Origin of the sequence: Streptomyces sp. NPDC006476 (assembly GCF_040612015.1) — a bacterium.
Classification (GTDB): domain Bacteria; phylum Actinomycetota; class Actinomycetes; order Streptomycetales; family Streptomycetaceae; genus Streptomyces; species Streptomyces griseorubiginosus_B.
On sequence record NZ_JBEXPK010000028.1, the window covers coordinates 94,201 to 110,930 of the forward strand.

The 16,730-nt window shown below is 73.9% G+C and carries 11 protein-coding genes; 5 read left to right on the forward strand and 6 right to left on the reverse strand.

Annotated elements, in window-relative coordinates; genetic code table 11:
- Positions 1-17 precede the first annotated feature (17 nt).
- Positions 18-536 carry a hypothetical protein gene (locus ABZZ74_RS29145; protein WP_356769889.1) on the reverse strand — a complete coding sequence of 173 codons (519 nt, stop codon included), beginning with the start codon at positions 534-536 and terminating at the stop codon, positions 18-20.
- 158 nt (positions 537-694) lie between these two features.
- Here ABZZ74_RS29145 and ABZZ74_RS29150 point away from each other — a divergent pair, with 158 nt between their 5' ends.
- Positions 695-1,006, forward strand: a complete 312-nt coding sequence (locus tag ABZZ74_RS29150; RefSeq protein WP_356769891.1) for a hypothetical protein — start codon at positions 695-697, stop codon at positions 1,004-1,006.
- 684 nt (positions 1,007-1,690) lie between these two features.
- Here the strand turns inward: ABZZ74_RS29150 and ABZZ74_RS29155 are convergent.
- The 3 genes from ABZZ74_RS29155 to ABZZ74_RS29165 all read right to left on the reverse strand — a co-directional run bounded on the left by ABZZ74_RS29155 (position 1,691) and on the right by ABZZ74_RS29165 (position 3,301).
- Entirely contained in the window at positions 1,691-2,182 is a 492-nt protein-coding gene (locus ABZZ74_RS29155; protein ID WP_133047384.1) for an RNA polymerase sigma factor, read from the reverse strand.
- A gap of 88 nt (positions 2,183-2,270) precedes the next feature.
- Entirely contained in the window at positions 2,271-2,900 is a 630-nt protein-coding gene (locus ABZZ74_RS29160) for a class F sortase (RefSeq protein WP_356769893.1), read from the reverse strand.
- On the reverse strand, positions 2,897-3,301 hold the full coding sequence (locus tag ABZZ74_RS29165) for a sortase-dependent protein (protein WP_356769895.1): 405 nt from the start codon (positions 3,299-3,301) through the stop codon (positions 2,897-2,899). Before ABZZ74_RS29165 ends, ABZZ74_RS29160 begins: the two co-directional genes overlap by 4 nt.
- Before the next feature lie 228 nt (positions 3,302-3,529).
- Here ABZZ74_RS29165 and ABZZ74_RS29170 point away from each other — a divergent pair, with 228 nt between their 5' ends.
- A complete protein-coding gene (locus ABZZ74_RS29170) occupies positions 3,530-8,626 on the forward strand; it encodes a hypothetical protein (protein WP_356769897.1) in 5,097 nt (1,698 codons plus the stop codon).
- Here ABZZ74_RS29170 and ABZZ74_RS29175 read toward each other — a convergent pair.
- Positions 8,623-11,469: an AAA family ATPase gene (locus ABZZ74_RS29175; protein ID WP_356769899.1), complete on the reverse strand. Its 2,847-nt coding sequence runs from the start codon at positions 11,467-11,469 to the stop codon at positions 8,623-8,625. The genes ABZZ74_RS29170 and ABZZ74_RS29175 overlap by 4 nt on opposite strands.
- Before the next feature lie 269 nt (positions 11,470-11,738).
- Between ABZZ74_RS29175 and ABZZ74_RS29180 the strand changes: the two genes are divergently transcribed.
- The 3 genes from ABZZ74_RS29180 to ABZZ74_RS29190 all read left to right on the forward strand — a co-directional run bounded on the left by ABZZ74_RS29180 (position 11,739) and on the right by ABZZ74_RS29190 (position 15,331).
- Positions 11,739-12,401 (forward strand): response regulator transcription factor, encoded by a 663-nt coding sequence (locus ABZZ74_RS29180; protein ID WP_356769901.1) that lies wholly within the window; start codon positions 11,739-11,741, stop codon positions 12,399-12,401.
- A 153-nt stretch (positions 12,402-12,554) separates the two neighbouring features.
- The gene (locus ABZZ74_RS29185; protein WP_356769903.1) at positions 12,555-13,226 is read left to right on the forward strand and encodes a DUF4255 domain-containing protein; all 672 of its coding nucleotides are present in this window, start codon (positions 12,555-12,557) and stop codon (positions 13,224-13,226) included.
- Positions 13,227-13,339: 113 nt separating this feature from the next.
- Entirely contained in the window at positions 13,340-15,331 is a 1,992-nt protein-coding gene (locus ABZZ74_RS29190) for an ATP-binding protein (RefSeq protein WP_356769941.1), read from the forward strand.
- Positions 15,332-15,346: 15 nt separating this feature from the next.
- On the opposite strand, the gene ABZZ74_RS29195 is transcribed toward ABZZ74_RS29190, so the two are convergent.
- A complete protein-coding gene (locus ABZZ74_RS29195) occupies positions 15,347-16,726 on the reverse strand; it encodes a ricin-type beta-trefoil lectin domain protein (RefSeq protein WP_356769905.1) in 1,380 nt (459 codons plus the stop codon).
- Between the last annotated feature and the right edge of the window lie 4 nt (positions 16,727-16,730).

Here is a 16,730-nt window from a genome sequence, read left to right on the forward strand (position 1 = left end):
CGTCGCGCTGGCCACGCTCAGGTAGCGAGCGCGGGGGTGGGGCCGGGGTTCGGGGTGAGCGCTTCGAGGCGCTTGATCTTCCTGCGCAGGATGTACAGCGGGATCACCCCGAACACTCCGAAGGACATGTCGATCACCGACCACCAGAAGGGGATGCCCCGGATCGGCCCGCAGATCAGGGCGAGCGGGATGATGCCGGCGCAGGCGATCATCGCGAACTCGACGACCCAGATGTTGCGTACGGGGTCGCGGTAGGGACCGTAGAAGGCGACGGCGATGACGAGGTGGGCGAAGGCCAGCCAGTCCGTGCCGTAGAGCAGGAACGGGTAGTCGGTGTCGGCGGTGTCGAGTCCGCGCCGGACGCGGGCGATCCAGTCCATGAGCGGGTCCGGCGTGGGCAGGGACCGCAACACGTCCTCGGTCCAGCGCAGTTCGTGCACCAGGGGGAAGGCCGTGGCGCCGCTGAGCACCAGGCAGACGACGAACAGGACCAGCCAGACGCGGATGCCCTTGAGAAGGGCGGCTCTGTCGCTCATGGCGGCAGGGTACGCCTGTAATTGAACGTGTTCAAAACTAATCCGGCGAGGGCTTGGGCTTGGGCTTGGGTCAGCGGCCTCCCGGGGCGGAGGGCACGCTCGTCGGGGTCGCCCGGGCGTCGGAGCGGGTCTTGGACGGGCGGGCCGAGGGGGCTTGCGTGCGTGTACGGGCGGAGGGGGCGGTGGAGGGGCTGGTGCGGTCGGTGGACGGCTCGCTGGGGACGAGGGTGCGCCGGTCCCGGCTGGGTACGGGACTCGACGGCTCGGGGGCCGGCGTACGGGACGACGGCGAGGCGGAGGGGCTGCTCACCCGGGGCGGGGCCATCGGAACCGTCGGAGAGGAAGGGGTGTCGGAGGCCGTCAGGCGCAGGGGCAGGATCACCAGGGCCGCCACTCCGCACGTCAGTGCCGCACCGGCGGCCGCGCGCAGAAGACGACGCCGGGACGCACCACGCCGGATCGCCTCGTAACGACCGGGGGGCGGGCCGAGGTACTCGGCCGGGGGGCGCAGAAGCACGGTGAGCTCGTCGTCGGGCCCGAGGTCCAAGTACTCACCGCCGGAACCGAACTCCCGACGCCCACCCGGGGAATCGACCCCCGGTCCCCCGCCATACGCGGACGCGAAACCCCGCCCGACACCCTCGGCCTCGAAACGCCACCCGGCGTCCCCGGCACCGGATTCCCTCCGGGGGGCCCCGGACCCGAAGCCCCGCCCGGCGCCGTCAGGAACGTGCCCCGACCCGAAGTCCGAGGCCCCGAGACGCCCCGCGCCGTCGCCGGAACCGAGCCCACGCCCGGCGTCCTGCGAACCAAAGCCCCGCCCGGCGGCCGTGGAAGGGAAGCTCCGCCCGGTGTCCCCAAGACCCGAACTCGGCCCGGCATCATCAGTACCTCGCCCCCGACCGTCGTCGCCGGCACCGAAGCCCCGCCCGGCACCCCCGGCGCCGAAGCCCCCATCGGCGCCCTCCGGCCCGGTGCCCCGCCCGGCACCCCCAAAGTCAAAGCCTTCACCGGCGTCCTCCGGCCCGGTGCCCGACCCCGCGTCCCCGGGGCCGCGATCGCCACGTCCGGGAGTCTCACCGCCGGGGCCCTGTCCGGTGTTCTCCGGGGTGCGGGCTGCGGGCTCGTTCTCGTGGTCGAAGTCCGGGCCCTCGTCAGAGTGTGTGGTCAACGCTTCTCCTCAGGTGGGCGCGGAGCAGTTCACGGGCGGCGTGCAGGTCGGCCTTGACGGTTCCCTCCTTGCGTCCGGTCAGCACGGACACCTCCCGGATCGGCATGTCAGCGTAGTAGTGCAGCAGGATCGGGACGCGCAGGCGTTCGGGCAGGGACTGCACGAGCAGCCGCACCGAGGGGTCCGCCTGTTCGGTCGGCGGGCTCACCGCGACCTCGTTGGTGGCGCGCCGCACGGCCCGGCGTTCGCGCTCCAGCTTGCGCCAGTGGTCCCGGACGAGGTTGGCCGCGGTGACGTAGAGGAAGCCGCGCGGTTCGGTGACGGCCGTCCAGCGCGCCCACAGCCGGGTGAACGCCTCCGAGGCGATCTCGTGGGCCGTCTCGTCGTCGTCGACGAGACGGCGGCACCAGCCGGCGAGACGCGGATAGAGGGCGGCGAACAGCTCGGACGCGGCCTTCTCGCGGGACCGTTTCAACGTTCTCCCGGGTTCGTGGGGGGTCACTCGTGGAGGAAGAGCCCGGGCCTGCGGCGTACGTTCCGCGGGCCCGGGTTCCGGTCGGTGGTCAGTGGCCGGTTCCGGTCAGCACCGCGAAGACGATGACGTTGTCGCGGTAGCCGTCACCGGTGCGCTCCCCGCCGCAGGTGATGAGCCGCAACTCCGGCCGTGACACGTTCCCGTACACCTCCTTGGTCGGGAAGTTCGCCTTCGCCACCGTCCGTACGTCCGTCACGGTGAACACCGCAGTGGTGCCGTTCTCCAGGCGCGCCTCGATCCGCTCGCCCCGGCGCAGTTCGCCGAGGTGGCGGAAGACGCCGTCCCCGTAGGCGCCGACCGTGACATGACCGAGGATCACCGACGGTCCGGTCTGTCCCGGCGTCGGTGAGTTCTCGTACCAGCCCGCCCGGTCGTGCGCCTGGATCGGCGGGACCTGCACGGTCCCGCCGGCGGCCAGCCCCAGCTTCATCACCGGGGTGTCGACCCCGATGGCCGGTATCCGGAGCCCGACCGGGAGGGATCGCCCCACCGCCGGCACCTGCTTCGCGGCGGGCGGCGCGGAGGACGACGACGAGGACGAGGTGCTCGCGGAACTCCCCTGCGGGCCGCTCCCGGTCGTGGCTCCGGTGCCGCCGCAGCCCACGAGCAGCGCGGCCAGCGCGAGGCCGGCGAGGGCGCGCCCGGAGAGGTGGCTCATTCCCCGTTCGCCTGCCGACGGCGCAGGAGGAAGACCGCCCCGCCGCCCACGACGACGGCCGCGGCGGCGCCCCCGCCGACCAGCGCGCCCGTGTTCGAGGAGTCCGAGGTGGTCGCCACACCGGTGTTCGGCGCACCGCTCGGCACGACGGAGACCTGGCCGCGGGGCACCCGGGTCGGGACGGGGCTCGGGGCCAGGGTGCCGGGACGGCGCTTGGTGGGGACGGCGCTGGGCTCCTGGGGGTCGGCCGGACGGGTCTTGGTCGGGACGGCGCTGGGAGCGGTGGTGGCCCGCTCGGCGGGGCTCGGGGTCGCGGACGTCCCCGCGGCGAACGCGGGCACCGCGCCCGCCAGGACGGCGGTGGCCGCGATCACCAAGGCACTGAGGCCGGTTCGGCGCATGAATCGCTCTCTTTCGTCGGTCCGCCCGGCGGTCGGGCCGGGCGGGCTGTGGCGTGGATCGAGCGGAGAGACGAGACAGCACGGAAGCGGGTTGTAAAGAGCTGGCAAAGTCGTCGAATGTCCTTCAGGTGTACGGGAGTTGACCCACCGATGGCGTGGGCGCGGCGAATGGGACCGGGGTGGCCCAAGGGGCGTCTGCCGTGCCTGTGCCTTGATTACGTTGAGGCCGTGCGGAACCAGCAGCAGCCACGGGACGGCAGAACCGGCACTTCCCAGCAGGCGCCCCCGGCGCCCCGCACCGCCGGGCCACCCGCCCATCCCCTGCTCGCCTTCCAGCAGTCCGCGGGGAACGCGGCCACGGCCCGGGCGGTGCGGCGGGCGCGCACCGATCGTTCCCGGCCCGCGCTTCCGGGCATCGAGGAGCGCGCCGAGGCCGGGTTGGAGCTGCCGTCGTACCTGATGGGGCTGGAGGTGGCCGGGCTGTCGACGGCGTACGGGCTGACCGGGCACGAGTTCGTGCGGCACGCGGTGGCCGCCGCGGTGGGGCACGCCGACGGCACGGTCGGCGACATCGCGGCCGAACTGGCCGGACGGCCGGAGAGCTTCTTCGGACAGGGCCGCGCCTTCGCCGTGCGGGGCCGGACCGGCAAGGAGTGGTACGACGTCACGGTCGCCGTCCACCGGGCCGCCGACGACCGGCCGCCCGTCTTCCGCTCCCAGGACCTGCCGGCCGCCGCCGTCTCCGGCACCGACGAGGTGGCCGAGCTGGAGGATCCCGAGGGCAAGGACACCAAGGTCGACGTCCAGCACAACACCGCCGCCACGGCGAGCAGTACGGCCGGCGGCTCGGCCTCCAAGGGTGTCGGCGGGCTGGCGTTCGGGCTGGCTCCCGTGGCGCCCGGCCTGTGGGTGGGCGGCGCCGCCACCGGCAACGTCCAGCCCTGGCAGTCCTCGCGGGAGTCCCGGCACCAACGGAACGTGGCCGAGCCGCGCGTCCTGCGCAGCGACAAGGGCTCGGTCGAGGTCCACCGCAAGGTGGTCTACGAGGTACGGGTGCAGAAGACCGGCACCGAGGAGACGCAGACCTTCCGGGACAAGGGGACGCTCACCCAGCGGGTGCCGACCGAGCATCTGGTCCCGGTCGGTACGGGCGCACCGGCGCCCGGGCGGCCGCTCGGCGCGGACACCGCGCGCGGCGTCTCGCTCGGCGACTCGCTGGCACCGGTCGCCGTCACCGACACGGCGGCCCCGCACCAGAGCGGCGGTGGGCTCTTCGACGCGGTCGCCTCCGTGCTGCACCCCTCGCTCACCGCACCCGGCGCGCCGGGCCGGGCCCGGCTGTACGAGGCGACCGCGACGGCGACCGTGCTGGAGGACATGCCCCGGCTGCTGCGGGACGGCGTGGTCGGCGAGGACCTGCAGTCCAAGGACGGGAAGACGGCGGGCAGTTACCACCTGCGGGCGGCGCTGACCGGCCTCTCCCCCGCCTGGGCCACCGGCAAGACCCAGCTGCGCACCCATCAGCAGACCCAGCACACGGTGACCGAGTCCGCGGGCAAGGGCCGGGCCGTCGCCGCCGGTCTGGGCCCGGCGATCGGTGTCGGCGCGGCGGGCAACGCGGCCGTGCTGCGGGGGACCGCGATGCCGGTCGCGGCGGCCCGCAAGGCCCGCTTCAGCGTGACCGAGCAGACCGTCTCCACCCGGCAGGGCGCGGAGGTGCGGGGTGAGAAGGTGCTGTACTTCGGGACGGTGCTGTTCACCGCGGAGGGCACGGGCCCGCGCTCGGCCGAGCACATCCTGAACCCCGGGCGCCGGGTCGCCACCCACTCGATGAACGTGTGGATGAGCCTGCGGGCCGACGAGGCACAGGAGTTGGGGCTGCCGCTGCCGCAGGGCACGAACGCCGGGCCGTTCGCCGAGAAGCCCCGGCGGACCGACGAGAGAGGCGAGGAGGTGGAGGTCGAGCGTCATCTCCCGTACGGCGCGAAGGGATCGAGTGTCACGCTGAGCCGGCTCGACACCGGACCCATGGTGCGGGCCGTGCGGGAACTGTTCGCCACCGACCCGAGGCTGGCGGGCTATCTGCCGGCCTTCGGCGCCACTCCGCCGTCCCTGCAGACCAGCGACGAGGAGGCCGAGGCCCAGCGCCGCAACTACCGCGAGCTGATGACCGTCCTGTCGGAGACCAACCTCCGGGTCAACAAGGACCAGTTGCTGTCCACCGGCATCCGGGTGCGGCTGCGCCGCAAGACCACCCTGCACTCGCACGACGTACAACTCCTCGTCAAGGGCGAGATGTCGGACGCCGAGTACCAGGGCGACATCAAGGACTGGATGGTGCGCGCCCATTCCGGCGTCACCAGCAACTCGACCAGCGGGCGCAGCAGTTCGCGCTCGATCGGCGGTCTGGTACTCGGACAGGCCCGGCTGATCCCGGGGGCGCTGACCGGTGCGGCCCGCTACGAGAGGCACAGCACCGGCACCCGCCGCAACCAGGCGGGGCCCACGGGCCGTTCGGACATCCTGACCAACGGCTCGGAGACCGCGAGCGCCTTCGGGGCAGCCCTGAGCATGCAGGTGGACGTCACCATGACCTCCCGGCCCCGCAAGCTCGCCCGCGGCCTCAGCGTCGGCTCGCCCGGCCAGGACGCGCCGGACGCCAAGCTGCTGGCGGGGCTGCACATGGAGCCGCAGGACGTACGGCTGCTCACCCCGGCGGAGTTCACGCTGGACCAGGAGGGCCGGGACCGGCGGGACGCGGTGGCGGGGGCGCGCAGGGCCCAGGCGCCCGCCCCTGATCACGCCTTCAACGCCGAGGGGATCGGCGACCTGGCCTCGATCACCCCGCGGCCGTCCACCGGGCGGGCGCTGCGCGACTGGCAGTTGGTGGAGAACCTCGACTCGGAGCCGGTCCGGGCGCTCGCCTTCCAGCTGCTGGCGCAGGCCGCGGCCCGCAACAAGGGGCTGCGGGAGGATCCGGCGCTGGCGACGGAGGGGCTCGCGCCCCGGCTGGCGGTGGAGGACCGGTTCGGCGAGCGGGCGGTCAAGGCGGCCTTGAGGCAGGCCGCGTCCTCCGGCTGGGTGGTGAAGAACCTCCGCTATCCGCGCCGGCTCGCGGCCCTCAACGGCGCGGTCGGCACCCGGCTGACGCTGGCCAACCCGAAGTTCGTGCACAAGGGCGAGGGACCGGGCACCGAGACCTTCATCCTGGGCGGCCACCAGTCCGCCGGTCAGGTGGGCCAGGGGACCACCAGCACCGTGCAGTTCGGGGCGACCGGCTCCGAGAACGGCCCCGAGCGGCGCACCGGGCAGGGGCTGTCGACGTTCCGCACCACGGGCCACGGTGACAGCCGGGCCGCCGCGCTGTCCGGCACGGTGGAGCGCAACGCCCACACGCCGAAGAAGGCCCCGCTGTATCTGGTCCAGTGCGATGTGCTGGTCAACATGGTCGCCGAGGTCAAGGTCACCGGCGGCGGCCCCTATGTGAGCCAGGGCGCCCGCACGCTGCCGGGCGCGGCGGCGGTGTGGCTGACGGAGGCGCAGCTGCCGCAGCGGATCCGGCGGCAGCTGAACCTCGACGCCGACGCCGACCTCGTCATGCGTCCACCGGCGGCGCGGGGCGAGAGCAGGGCGGAGAGTTCCCGGATGGCCGCCGAACGGGCGCGCGCCACCGCTGGTACGTCCTCGTCCGCGCCGGCCCGGAGCAGCGGTGGGCCCGCATCCTCGCGGACGAACGGCCCCGGCTTCGGCAGCGGGCTGCCCCTCGGCTTCGGCATGGTCGAGGACCTGCCCGACTTCGTGCCGCTGCTGGGACGGCTGCGGGCCAACCTGGTCCAGAACCGGCACCAGGACGTCGCCGACGACCTGCTGCCCCGGCAGCAGCTCAAGGACCGCAACGACAACGTGCAGCGGCTGCTGCGCGTCCTGGACCGGGACGGCTCGGCCGGGCTGCTGTCCAGCGCCATGGACGGCGGGGTCACCGTGGAACTGCTCGACGGCCGCAGGACGCCCTACTGGGCGGTGTTCCGCGTCGACCGCAGGGGCGACGGCGCGTACACGGGCGACGCTGGCGACGGCCGGGACATGGAGTACATCACCGCGGCCGTCTCCCAGCAGGCCGTCTCCCACGACGAGGGCACGGTGACCGGCATCGAGGGCGTCCTCGCCGGATCGGGCAAACCGGACGGCGGTGCCGGGCAGTTGAAGAGCACCGGCGGCGCGGCGGGCGTCGGCTACGCCTCCGGCGACTCACGGCGCAGCGGTGCGGCGAGCCGTGGACAGCTCGGCATGAAGACGGTCGCCGAGGCGAAGTCCGCGCCGTCCGCCAGGATGCGGCTGCCGGTGCGGGCGAGCCTGGAACTGTACAAGGGCGGCACCCGGCTGGCGCTGGCCCGCATGGACAACCTGGCGCTGACCCACCGTGTGCTGCACAAGGACCTGGCCGCGCTGAGCCGGGTGACCGCACCGGTGCGGACCACGGCGCCCCCGGTGCGGGGCCCGCGCGACGACGGCCCGTCCGGACTCGGCTCCTGGCACGCGGGCGGGGTGCGGCTGCCGATGGAGGCGCAGGTCAACGGCTTCCAAGGGGCGCCACGAGTACGGGAGTTGGTGACCGCGGCGGTCCGGCAGGCGGGCGGCGGCGAGCGGTTCCGGGACAAGGGGCAGGCCGCCGCGTACGCCCTCAACGAGGCCGTCTCCACCGAGTGGATGATCGCCGCGCTGCCGCTGCTCACCTCCGCCGGCGTGGACCTGCCGCCGGTGCACGCCTCCGGCGCGGAGGGGCAGGACCTGCGGGCCTCCCTGCACGCGCGGCTGCGGGCCGGGCGGGTGCTGGGCCTGGGCGACACGATGACGTTCGAGACGGTGGGCCAGAGCCATCTCCAGGCGCCCCGGCCCACCCAGACGGACGGGGTGAGCTCCGCCGAGCACGGCAGACAGGCCCGGGGGCTCGGCGGCGCGGGGCTGCTCAACGCGGACGAGTTCCGGCTCAACCAGCTCATGGCCAACGCGGGCGGATCGGGCGGTGTCTCGGACGCCGCGGCGAACTCGGCGGGCTCGATGCCGCTGCACAAGCCGAAGATGAAGGCGGTCCTGGTCCAGTTCACGCTGGACGTCAGGGTGGTGGCCAGGGTGACCAACCGGGTCCGCAGCGGCCGTACGAGCACGGCGGCGCGCGAGCTGACCCTGCCCACGCCGGTGGTGATCCGTATGCCGGAGCCGATGGTCCGCCGCATGCTGACGACGGAGGGCGGGCAACTCCAGGACCCCGACAACCACTTGGGCGTCACGGCGACGGTCGCGCCGCCACCCCCGTCGGCCACCTAGTCGGCGCTCAGCGCCTCTCTCAGCTCGCCGCGCCGCCGGATGCCCAACTTCTTGTAGGCGCTGGTGAGATGGGTCTCCACAGTGCGCCGGGCGAGGTGCAGCAGCCCGGCGATCTCGGTGTTCGTGCGGCCGTCGGCGGCGAGGCGGGCGATGCGCAACTCGCTGCCGGTGAGGGAGCCCGAACCGGTGCGGACGAGGGCGGGACGACGTGCGCCGCCCTCGCGCAGCGCCTCCTCGGCGAGCTCCCGCAGCCGCAACGCTCCCAGCCTCTCGGCACGTTCGGCCGCCTCCCGCAGACACTCCCGGGCCCTCCCGCGCTCCCCGGCGGCGGTCAGCAGCCGGCCCTGCGCGAGCAGCGCGGCCGCCAGCTCCGGTTCCGTCGCGGCGGGCGCGTCCCGCAGCAGTCGTACGGCCTCCTCGGTCAGCTTCAGGCCCCGGCGGCCGCCCGTGACGGAGCCGAGGGTGCGCAGGGCACGGCCCACCGTGCGGGGCGTGCCCCACGCGCGGGCCAGCCGCAGTTCCTCCTCGGCCAGGGCGAGGGCCTCCTTCGGGTCGCCGAGGGCGAACCAGCACTCGGCGGCGGCCGACCGCCACGGGGTGACGACCGGACTGACCACCTCGCGCGCCGACTGACGGCGCCCGCACTCCATGAAGTCGTGCAGGGCCCCCGCCGGATCGCCCGCGGCGGCGCGCTGCACTCCACGCGCGTACAGGAAGCGGTTCAACTCCCAGCTGTCCGGGGCCTCGCGCAGGTCGAAGCCGTCCGCGAGGCGCTGCGCCTCGGCCGCGCGGCCGGTCTCCACGAGCGCCAGCAGGATGTGCGCGTGCGCGTTGGAGGGGCCGGTGGCGGGCAGTACGGGCGGTTCGGCCGGGAGGCGCCCGAACTCGCCGCGGGCCGCCGCGATGTCGTCGCGGGTGCTGAGCAACGCCTGGTGCATCGGGTGCAGCAGCCCGGGGCGCTGGCCGGCCAGGCCGCGCTCCACCAGCCGGTCCGCCTCGTCCAGTTCGTCGGCCCACTGGGCGAGGGCGGCGGCCGTGCCCAGCAGGAAGGGCTCGGTCAGCGGGTCGGCGGGCTCGGCGAGCAGGGCGCGCACCCGGTGCATCACCTCGGCCGCCGAGGTCAGTCCGGCGGTGGCCGCATACCGGACGAGGAGGGCCCGGGTGGCCGGGCCGAGCAGCTCCGGCGCGTTCTCCGCGGTGTCGCACAGCTCGCGCCACACCTCGCGGCGGACCGTCTGGTCCTGGTCGGAGAGCAGGGCGGAGGCGCTCTGCAGGGTCGCGGCGAGTTCGGGCCGGTCGGCCAGCTGTTCGCCGACGGAGCGCAGGACGTCCACGGCGGCGCGGGGCCGGCCGCGCCCGGCGAGCGCGGTGCCGAGGGCGATCGCCGCGCGCACCCGGTCCTGCGGGGTACCCGGCAGCCGCAGCGCCTCGGTGAGCCGGGGGATCCCGGCCGAGGACTTACGGTCGGCGACCTCCAGGGAGCCCAGTTCGGTCAGCAGCCGCTGCCGGCGTTCGTCGGGCAGCGGCTCGTCCAGGGCCCGGCGCAGAAAGGCCACCGCGTCCTCGGCGCGGTCGTCGCGCAGGGCGAACGAGGCGGCATCCTGCAGCACGGTCGAGGCCCAGGGGGCGTGCACCGGGTCGGCCAGCAGCAGTTGCCGGGCCACGGGTTCGACGGGGGCGCCCCGGTGCAGCATCGTCTCGGCGGCCGTCCGGTGCGCGGCCCGCCGCCGGGACACGGGCACGCCGGTGAGCACGGCGTCCCGCAGCAGCGGATGGCCGTAGCGCGGGCGGCCGTGGCCGTCGGGGCGCAGCAGACCGAGCCCGGTCATGGCGGTGACCCAGCCCATCACCCGGGCGGGGTCGGCCCCGGCCAGCTCGGCGAGCAGGGCGCCGAGCCGCTCGGGGACACGAAACTCGGTGGCGGAGCGCTCCCACCGCTCGGCGGAGCCGTCGAAGGAGCCGCGCACCTCGCCGAGATCCGTGTGCGCACGGCCCGTTCGGGACGGCCCCTTGTGGTCCCAGCCCTCGTCGAGCACGGCCAGGACACGGGCCACCTCCGCGGTGCCCGGTCCGGCGCTGTCCAGCCACCAGGACACGGCCGCCGGATACGCCCCCGGATACAGCGCGGCGCAGCTCTCCGGCACGGACGCGGGTTCGCCGGACGCCCGCAGATCGTCGAGGAGGGCCCGCAGCAGCAGGGGGCTGCCCGCGCCGGCCCGGACGCAGTCCTCCGCCCAGGAGGCGGTCACGCCGGGGAACTCGGCGCGCACCAGGGCGGCCGCCGACTCCGGAGTGAGCGGGGCGAGGGTGTGGGTGCCGACGAGGGCCGGCGAGAGGGTGTGGGTGAAGCCCGGCGCGGGCAGTTCGACGTCGTACTGACTGCGCTCGGTGACGGCCAGCAGGATCGGCAGGGCTAATCGGTCCACATGGCGGGCGTACTCCACCAGCCAGCGGTACGAGGGCGCGTCGGCGAGGTGGACGTCGTCCACGGCGACCAGCAGCGGCGACTGTTCGGCGCGGGCGTCCAACGCCCTTTGCAGCACGGCACCCTGCTCACGTTCGGTGTCGGCGGCGTCGAACCCGGGCACCTCGCCGAGGAGTTGGAACACGGCGGCGAAGGGCACCGCGGCGTCGGCGGGGGCGCAGCGGGCGCGCAGCACCCGCATGCCGTGTGCGGCGGCGGCCTCGGCGGCGGCCTCCAGCACGGTGGTCCGGCCGGTGCCGGTGGCGCCGCGCAGCAGCACCAGACCGCCCGCCCCGGTGCGGGCGCGCGCCGCGGCGTCCGCCAACAGCGCGGTGGCTTCCCGGTGTTCGCGCGGCTGCTCACCCTGCGCTACGGCCATGCCTGCCTCCTTGCTCGGACCGGACGTGTTCCGCAGTCGAGGACGGCCCTCGTCCCGCGGCGGTGGCGTGACAAGTCCCACGGTGGCCGGATCCGGCCCTCGCGGAACCGGGCGGCCGGCCGCCGTCGTGGTAGTCGTACGGCCGATCTCGTGGTGCTGCTCGTGGTCCTCCACGATTGCGGCCGCCCCACCTGTCACACGAGTGTGGGAAACGCACGCCTGTCACCAACCCCCCAGAGGTTGCGTGCACGTGGACATAGGGGAAACGCTTGCTCAGCTCATCGCGGACCACACGCTCCGGTACGGCCGACGTGCCCGAGCGGATACCCGTGGCGGTGCTCGCCTCCGACCCGATCCTGCGCGAGGGGGCGATCGGCCAGCTGCGCCGGTACCCCGAGGTCGACCTGCGCGAGGAGTCCGGTCCCGGCACGGTGGCGCTGCTCGTCGGCGACGTGCTCGACGAGACCGCGCTGACCCGGCTGCGCCGGCTGGTGCGCAGTGAGGGGGCACGGGCGGTGCTCGTCGTCGGCTCCCTGCGCGAGAGCGAACTGCTCGACGTGATCGAGTGCGGGGTCGGCGCCATCGTGTGGCGGCACGAGGCCACCTCGACCCGGCTGGTGCAGGCCGTGCTCGCGGCGGCGCGCGGCGACGGCGACCTGCCCGCCGACCTGCTGGGCCGGCTGATCAACCAGGTGGGGACCCTGCACCGCAGTGCGGCCGGACGGCCCGGCGGACCGTCGTCGGGGCTGACCCCGCGCGAGGTGGACGTGCTGCGTCTGGTCGCCGAGGGCCTCGACACCGGAGAGATCGCCGGCAAGCTGTCCTACTCCGAACGCACGGTCAAGAACGTGATCCACGGGCTGACCACCCGGCTGCATCTGCGCAACCGGGCGCACGCGGTCGCGCATGCCCTGCGGGAAGGCTACATCTGACCGAACGGGCAGCCCACTCCGCCCCCTTGGGCAGCGGAGTGCGCCCGTGAGCCGTCCCCCGCGTGCCTGCGCGGACGGCCGGGACGGAGGGCAGGATCGGGTACGGCAGCGGGTTTCATGCGGTGCGGGGCATCGCGGGGCAGGAGCAAGACGGTGATCCACGAGGTGGACGAGGTCCTCAAGGGCCTGCTGAGCGGTGGCGCGTTGTCCGGCTCGGGCATCGACGTCGCCTTCGACGCCCCGACCCGCGACTGGGCCGCGCGCCGCAACTCGCCCACGATCAACGCCTACTTGTACGACATCCGGGAGGACGTCAACCGCCGGCAGCGGGGCCATGTCGCCGTGCACGACGAGCGGGACGTGATCGTCAAGCGACGCCAGCCGCCGCGCTGGTTCCGGCTGTCGTACCTGGTGACGGCGTGGACGAAACGGCCGCAGGACGAACACCGGCTGCTGTCCGCGGTGCTGGCCACGCTGATCCCGCGTGAGCTGATCGGACCGTCCGAACTCCCGGGCGCGCTCGGCGAGCTGGGCCTGACCATCCCGCTGTCGGTGGCCGGCATCCAGACCGAGTCCCGTTCCCTGGCGGAGATCTGGTCCGCGCTCGGCGGCGAACTCAAGCCCTCCCTGGACCTGGTGGTCACGGCCCCCTTTCCCGCCTACCCCGAGTACGACGCCGGTCCGCCGGTCACCGAGGGTGCCGCGGTCCGCGTCCGCACCCTCGACGACGCCCCGGTCACGGACGAACGCGCCCACCGCCCGGCCCAGGTGGCGGCAGCCAGGGAGGCCCGAGCGGCGGCCCGCACCACGGACCGGACACCGTGACGCCCCGGACCCCGGGGACCGACGCGCTGACGGACGGCGCGGCGGCCGCGGACGGTGTTTCGCCTGAGCACCCGGAGGATGAACCGGTCGGCGCGTTCCACGTGCCGTACGGCATGGCCGAGTTGACCGAAACCGATCCCGCCGTCGCCCTCGTCACGCGGCTCCAGGCACTGCGCGAGCGGGTCGCCCTGGTCGTGGAGCAGCGGTCCGTGGACGATCCGACGGCGGCCGATCCGCTGCGCGGGCTGTATCTGTCGGAGGAGGCGGTACGGCATCTGCTGCGGCCGGTGCCGCCGGTACGGCTCCCTCTCCCCGACCCCGCCGAGCAGCCGTACGACCGGCTGGGCGAGCTGTCCGCGCGGCTCGGGCTGACCGAGCTCGACGCGATGCTGCTGCTCATCGCCCTCGCACCCGACCTGGACCGCACCTTCGAGCCGCTGTACGGCTACCTCAACGACGACGTCAGCCGCCGCCGGGCCACCGTCGCGCTCGCGCTGGATCTGGTCGGCGTCCCCGTCCACTCCCCGGCCGGACGGGCCCGGTTCCAGCCGGCCGCCCCCCTCTCCGCGCTCGGTCTCCTCACGGTGGAGGAGACCGAACGCCCCTTTCTCGGCCGCTCCTTGCGCGTTCCGGACCGTCTGGCCGCCCACCTTCTCGGCGACGACACCCCCGACGCGGCGCTCGCCGGCCATCTGCATTCGCTGAGCGCGCCGTCGGACGCCGGGACCGACGGCGAGTTCGGCCGGTTCGTCGAGCGGCTCGCCGCCCGCCTCGACGCCGGTCCCCCGCTCACCGTCTATCTCCGCGAGCGCCGTGAGGGCGACGGCCTCGCCTGTGCGGCCGCCGCTCTGCGTGCCGCCGGCGTCCCCGCCCTGCGTTTCTCCGGGCCCGAGGACGGGGTGCCCGACCTGCTGCGGGAGGCCCGGCTGGGCGGGCAGACGGTGGTCGTGTCCGGGGTACCGGACCAACCCGCCGGCCTGATAAGTCAGTTGGTGGCCGCTGCCGACGTACCCGTGCTGATCACGGCCCCGCGCCCCTACGACCCCCACTGGTCCGACCAGGACCCCCTCGTGCTGGACGTGCCCCGGCAGCACGCGGGGGCGGTGGGCGCCTGGACGGCCGCGCTCGGCGCGGAGAACGTCCACGGCTTCGATCTGGCGGCCACCGTCGCCCCGTACCACCTCCCCGGCGAGCACATCTCCCGGGCTGCCCGGGCCGCTCTCGACCTCGCCCGCTTCGAAGGGATCCCGCTCTCCCCCGCCCATCTGCGCCTGGCCGCCCGCCAGCAGTCCGCGTCGGGGCTGGAGCAGCATGCCCGCCGGATCCGTCCAGCCGTGGACTGGACCGACCTCGTGCTGCCCGACCGCCCTCTCACCCAGCTGCGCGAGCTCGCGCTGCGTGCCCGGCACCGCGACCGGGTTCTCGGCGACTGGCGGCTGAGCGCCGGCGGTGGCCGGGGCCGGGGCGTGCTGGGTCTGTTCGCGGGAGAGTCCGGCACCGGAAAGACGCTGAGCGCGGAGGTCGTGGCCGCCGAACTCGGCCTCGACCTCTATGTCGTCCAGCTGTCCTCGGTCGTCGACAAGTACGTCGGCGAGACGGAGAAGAACCTCGAACGCATCTTCACCGAGGCCGACCGCACGGACGCCGTGCTCCTCTTCGACGAGGCCGACGCCGTCTTCGGCAAGCGGTCCGAGGTCAAGGACGCGCACGACCGGTACGCCAACATGGAGAGCGCCTATCTCCTCCAGCGGCTGGAGTCCTTCGACGGGATCGCCCTGCTCACCACCAACCTGCGGGCCAACATCGACGAGGCGTTCACCCGCCGACTGGACCTGGTGGTCGACTTCCCCTTCCCGGACGCCGAGCAGCGGCTCGCGCTGTGGCGGCACAGCCTGTCCCACGTGCCGTGCGCCGAGGACGTCCGACTCGGGCCGGTGGCGGCCGACTTCGAGCTGGCGGGCGGTTCCATCCGCAGCGCCGTGGTGACGGCCGCGTACCTCGCCGCCGGCCGCGGCGACCTGGTCACCGCGGCCGATCTGCTGGAGGGCGCCCGCCGCGAGTACCGCAAGGCCGGCCGTCTGGTGCCGGGCGAGGGTGCCTGGTAGCGGCGTCCTCCCGGGTCAGTTCTGCACGCGCCACTTCTGGTTGGGTGTGCCGGAGCAGGTCCACAGCTGGAGCTTGGTGCCGTTGCCGGTGCCGTTGTCCGTGGCGTCCACGCACTTGTCGGCCTGCGGGTTGACCAGGTCGCCGGCCTGGCTCAGGACGAACTGCTGGGCCGGGTTGCCGCTGCACCGCGCCAGCTGGATGTGCGCCCCGTCGTCCTTGGAGCCCCACGCCACGTCCATGCACATCCCGACGGAGCGCACGGTGCCGTCACCGCGGAAGTCCCACTTCTGGTTGGCGCTTCCGGCACAGTCCCACAGTTGCAGCTGCTTCCCGTCCTTGCCGACGCCGTTCTGCGCATCGGGGACGTCGATGCAGCGGTTCGAGCCCTGCCCGATGATGAGTTGCCCCACGACGGGGGTGGCGGTCTTTTTGGGTGTGGTCTTCGAGGACCCGCCCCCGGACTTCTTGCCACCGCCCGCGGACGTGCCGGACCCCTGCGAAGTCCCCGAGTCCCCCGTGCCCTTGGGCTGCTCGGCGCCACCGCCCTGCACGGGGGTGGACGCCGGAGGGGCGGCGGGCGTGAGGGCGGGGGTCGGAGTGGGCGTCGGGGCCAGCGTGTTGGCCGCCTCGACGGTCTTCTCGGTGGCGCCGGAGTTGACGGCGGGTTTGTAGGCGATCCACAGCATCACGAAGGTGATCCCGAGGGCGACGAAGACACCGAAGAAGGTCGCCAGCCAGCGCGGCAGGAAGCCGCGCTGCAGGTACGTCCCCTCCACGGGAAGCGGGTTGGTGCCCGAGCGGACCACGTTCAGCGTGTAGGGATGCTGCTCCTTGCTCCCGAACCAGATGATCGGGCGCGGCTTCAGCGTCGTCTTCTCGAACGCCGCACGCCCCGGCTCGATCTGCACATTGCTCGGATGGATGTCGTACGACAACTGATCACCGTTGTCGCTGCCGCCGATGGACGCCGTCAGCTTCGTGTTGCCCAGATTGTCCACCGCCAGCCGGGGCCGGCCCCGAAAACGCCCCTTCACGGTCGGCGGCACCAACTCCGCCCGCACCTCCGTGAACGGCGTGATCGTCAGATTCCCCTCCGGAACCGTCGTCGCCTCCGGATGCTCCGTCGGCGTGATCCGCACCGCATACGGATTCGGCCCCGCCGCCGCATCCGGCGTACGCGGCGGCGCGAACGTCAGCTCCACCGTCCCCGTCGTCCCCGGATACAACCGCAACGACTGCGGCTCGACCGTCGTCCAGGGCGCCACCGGCCCCACCGGCTCGAACCGGTACTCGTCCACCACGTCACCGGTATTACGCAACCGCAACCGCACACGTGTACTGCCACCCGGGTCCACAGTCGCGGAGGCGGGTTCCAGGGAAGTCCACAGAGTCATGCCG

Excerpts from the sequence above, each read along its gene's own strand:
- ABZZ74_RS29195 (WP_356769905.1), bottom strand. The coding sequence starts at position 16,726 with ATGACTCTGTGGACTTCCCTGGAACCCGCCTCCGCGACTGTGGACCCG.
- ABZZ74_RS29175 (WP_356769899.1), bottom strand. The coding sequence starts at position 11,469 with ATGGCCGTAGCGCAGGGTGAGCAGCCGCGCGAACACCGGGAAGCCACC.
- ABZZ74_RS29145 (WP_356769889.1), bottom strand. The coding sequence starts at position 536 with ATGAGCGACAGAGCCGCCCTTCTCAAGGGCATCCGCGTCTGGCTGGTC.
- ABZZ74_RS29190 (WP_356769941.1), top strand. The coding sequence starts at position 13,340 with ATGGCCGAGTTGACCGAAACCGATCCCGCCGTCGCCCTCGTCACGCGG.
- ABZZ74_RS29165 (WP_356769895.1), bottom strand. The coding sequence starts at position 3,301 with ATGCGCCGAACCGGCCTCAGTGCCTTGGTGATCGCGGCCACCGCCGTC.
- ABZZ74_RS29160 (WP_356769893.1), bottom strand. The coding sequence starts at position 2,900 with ATGAGCCACCTCTCCGGGCGCGCCCTCGCCGGCCTCGCGCTGGCCGCG.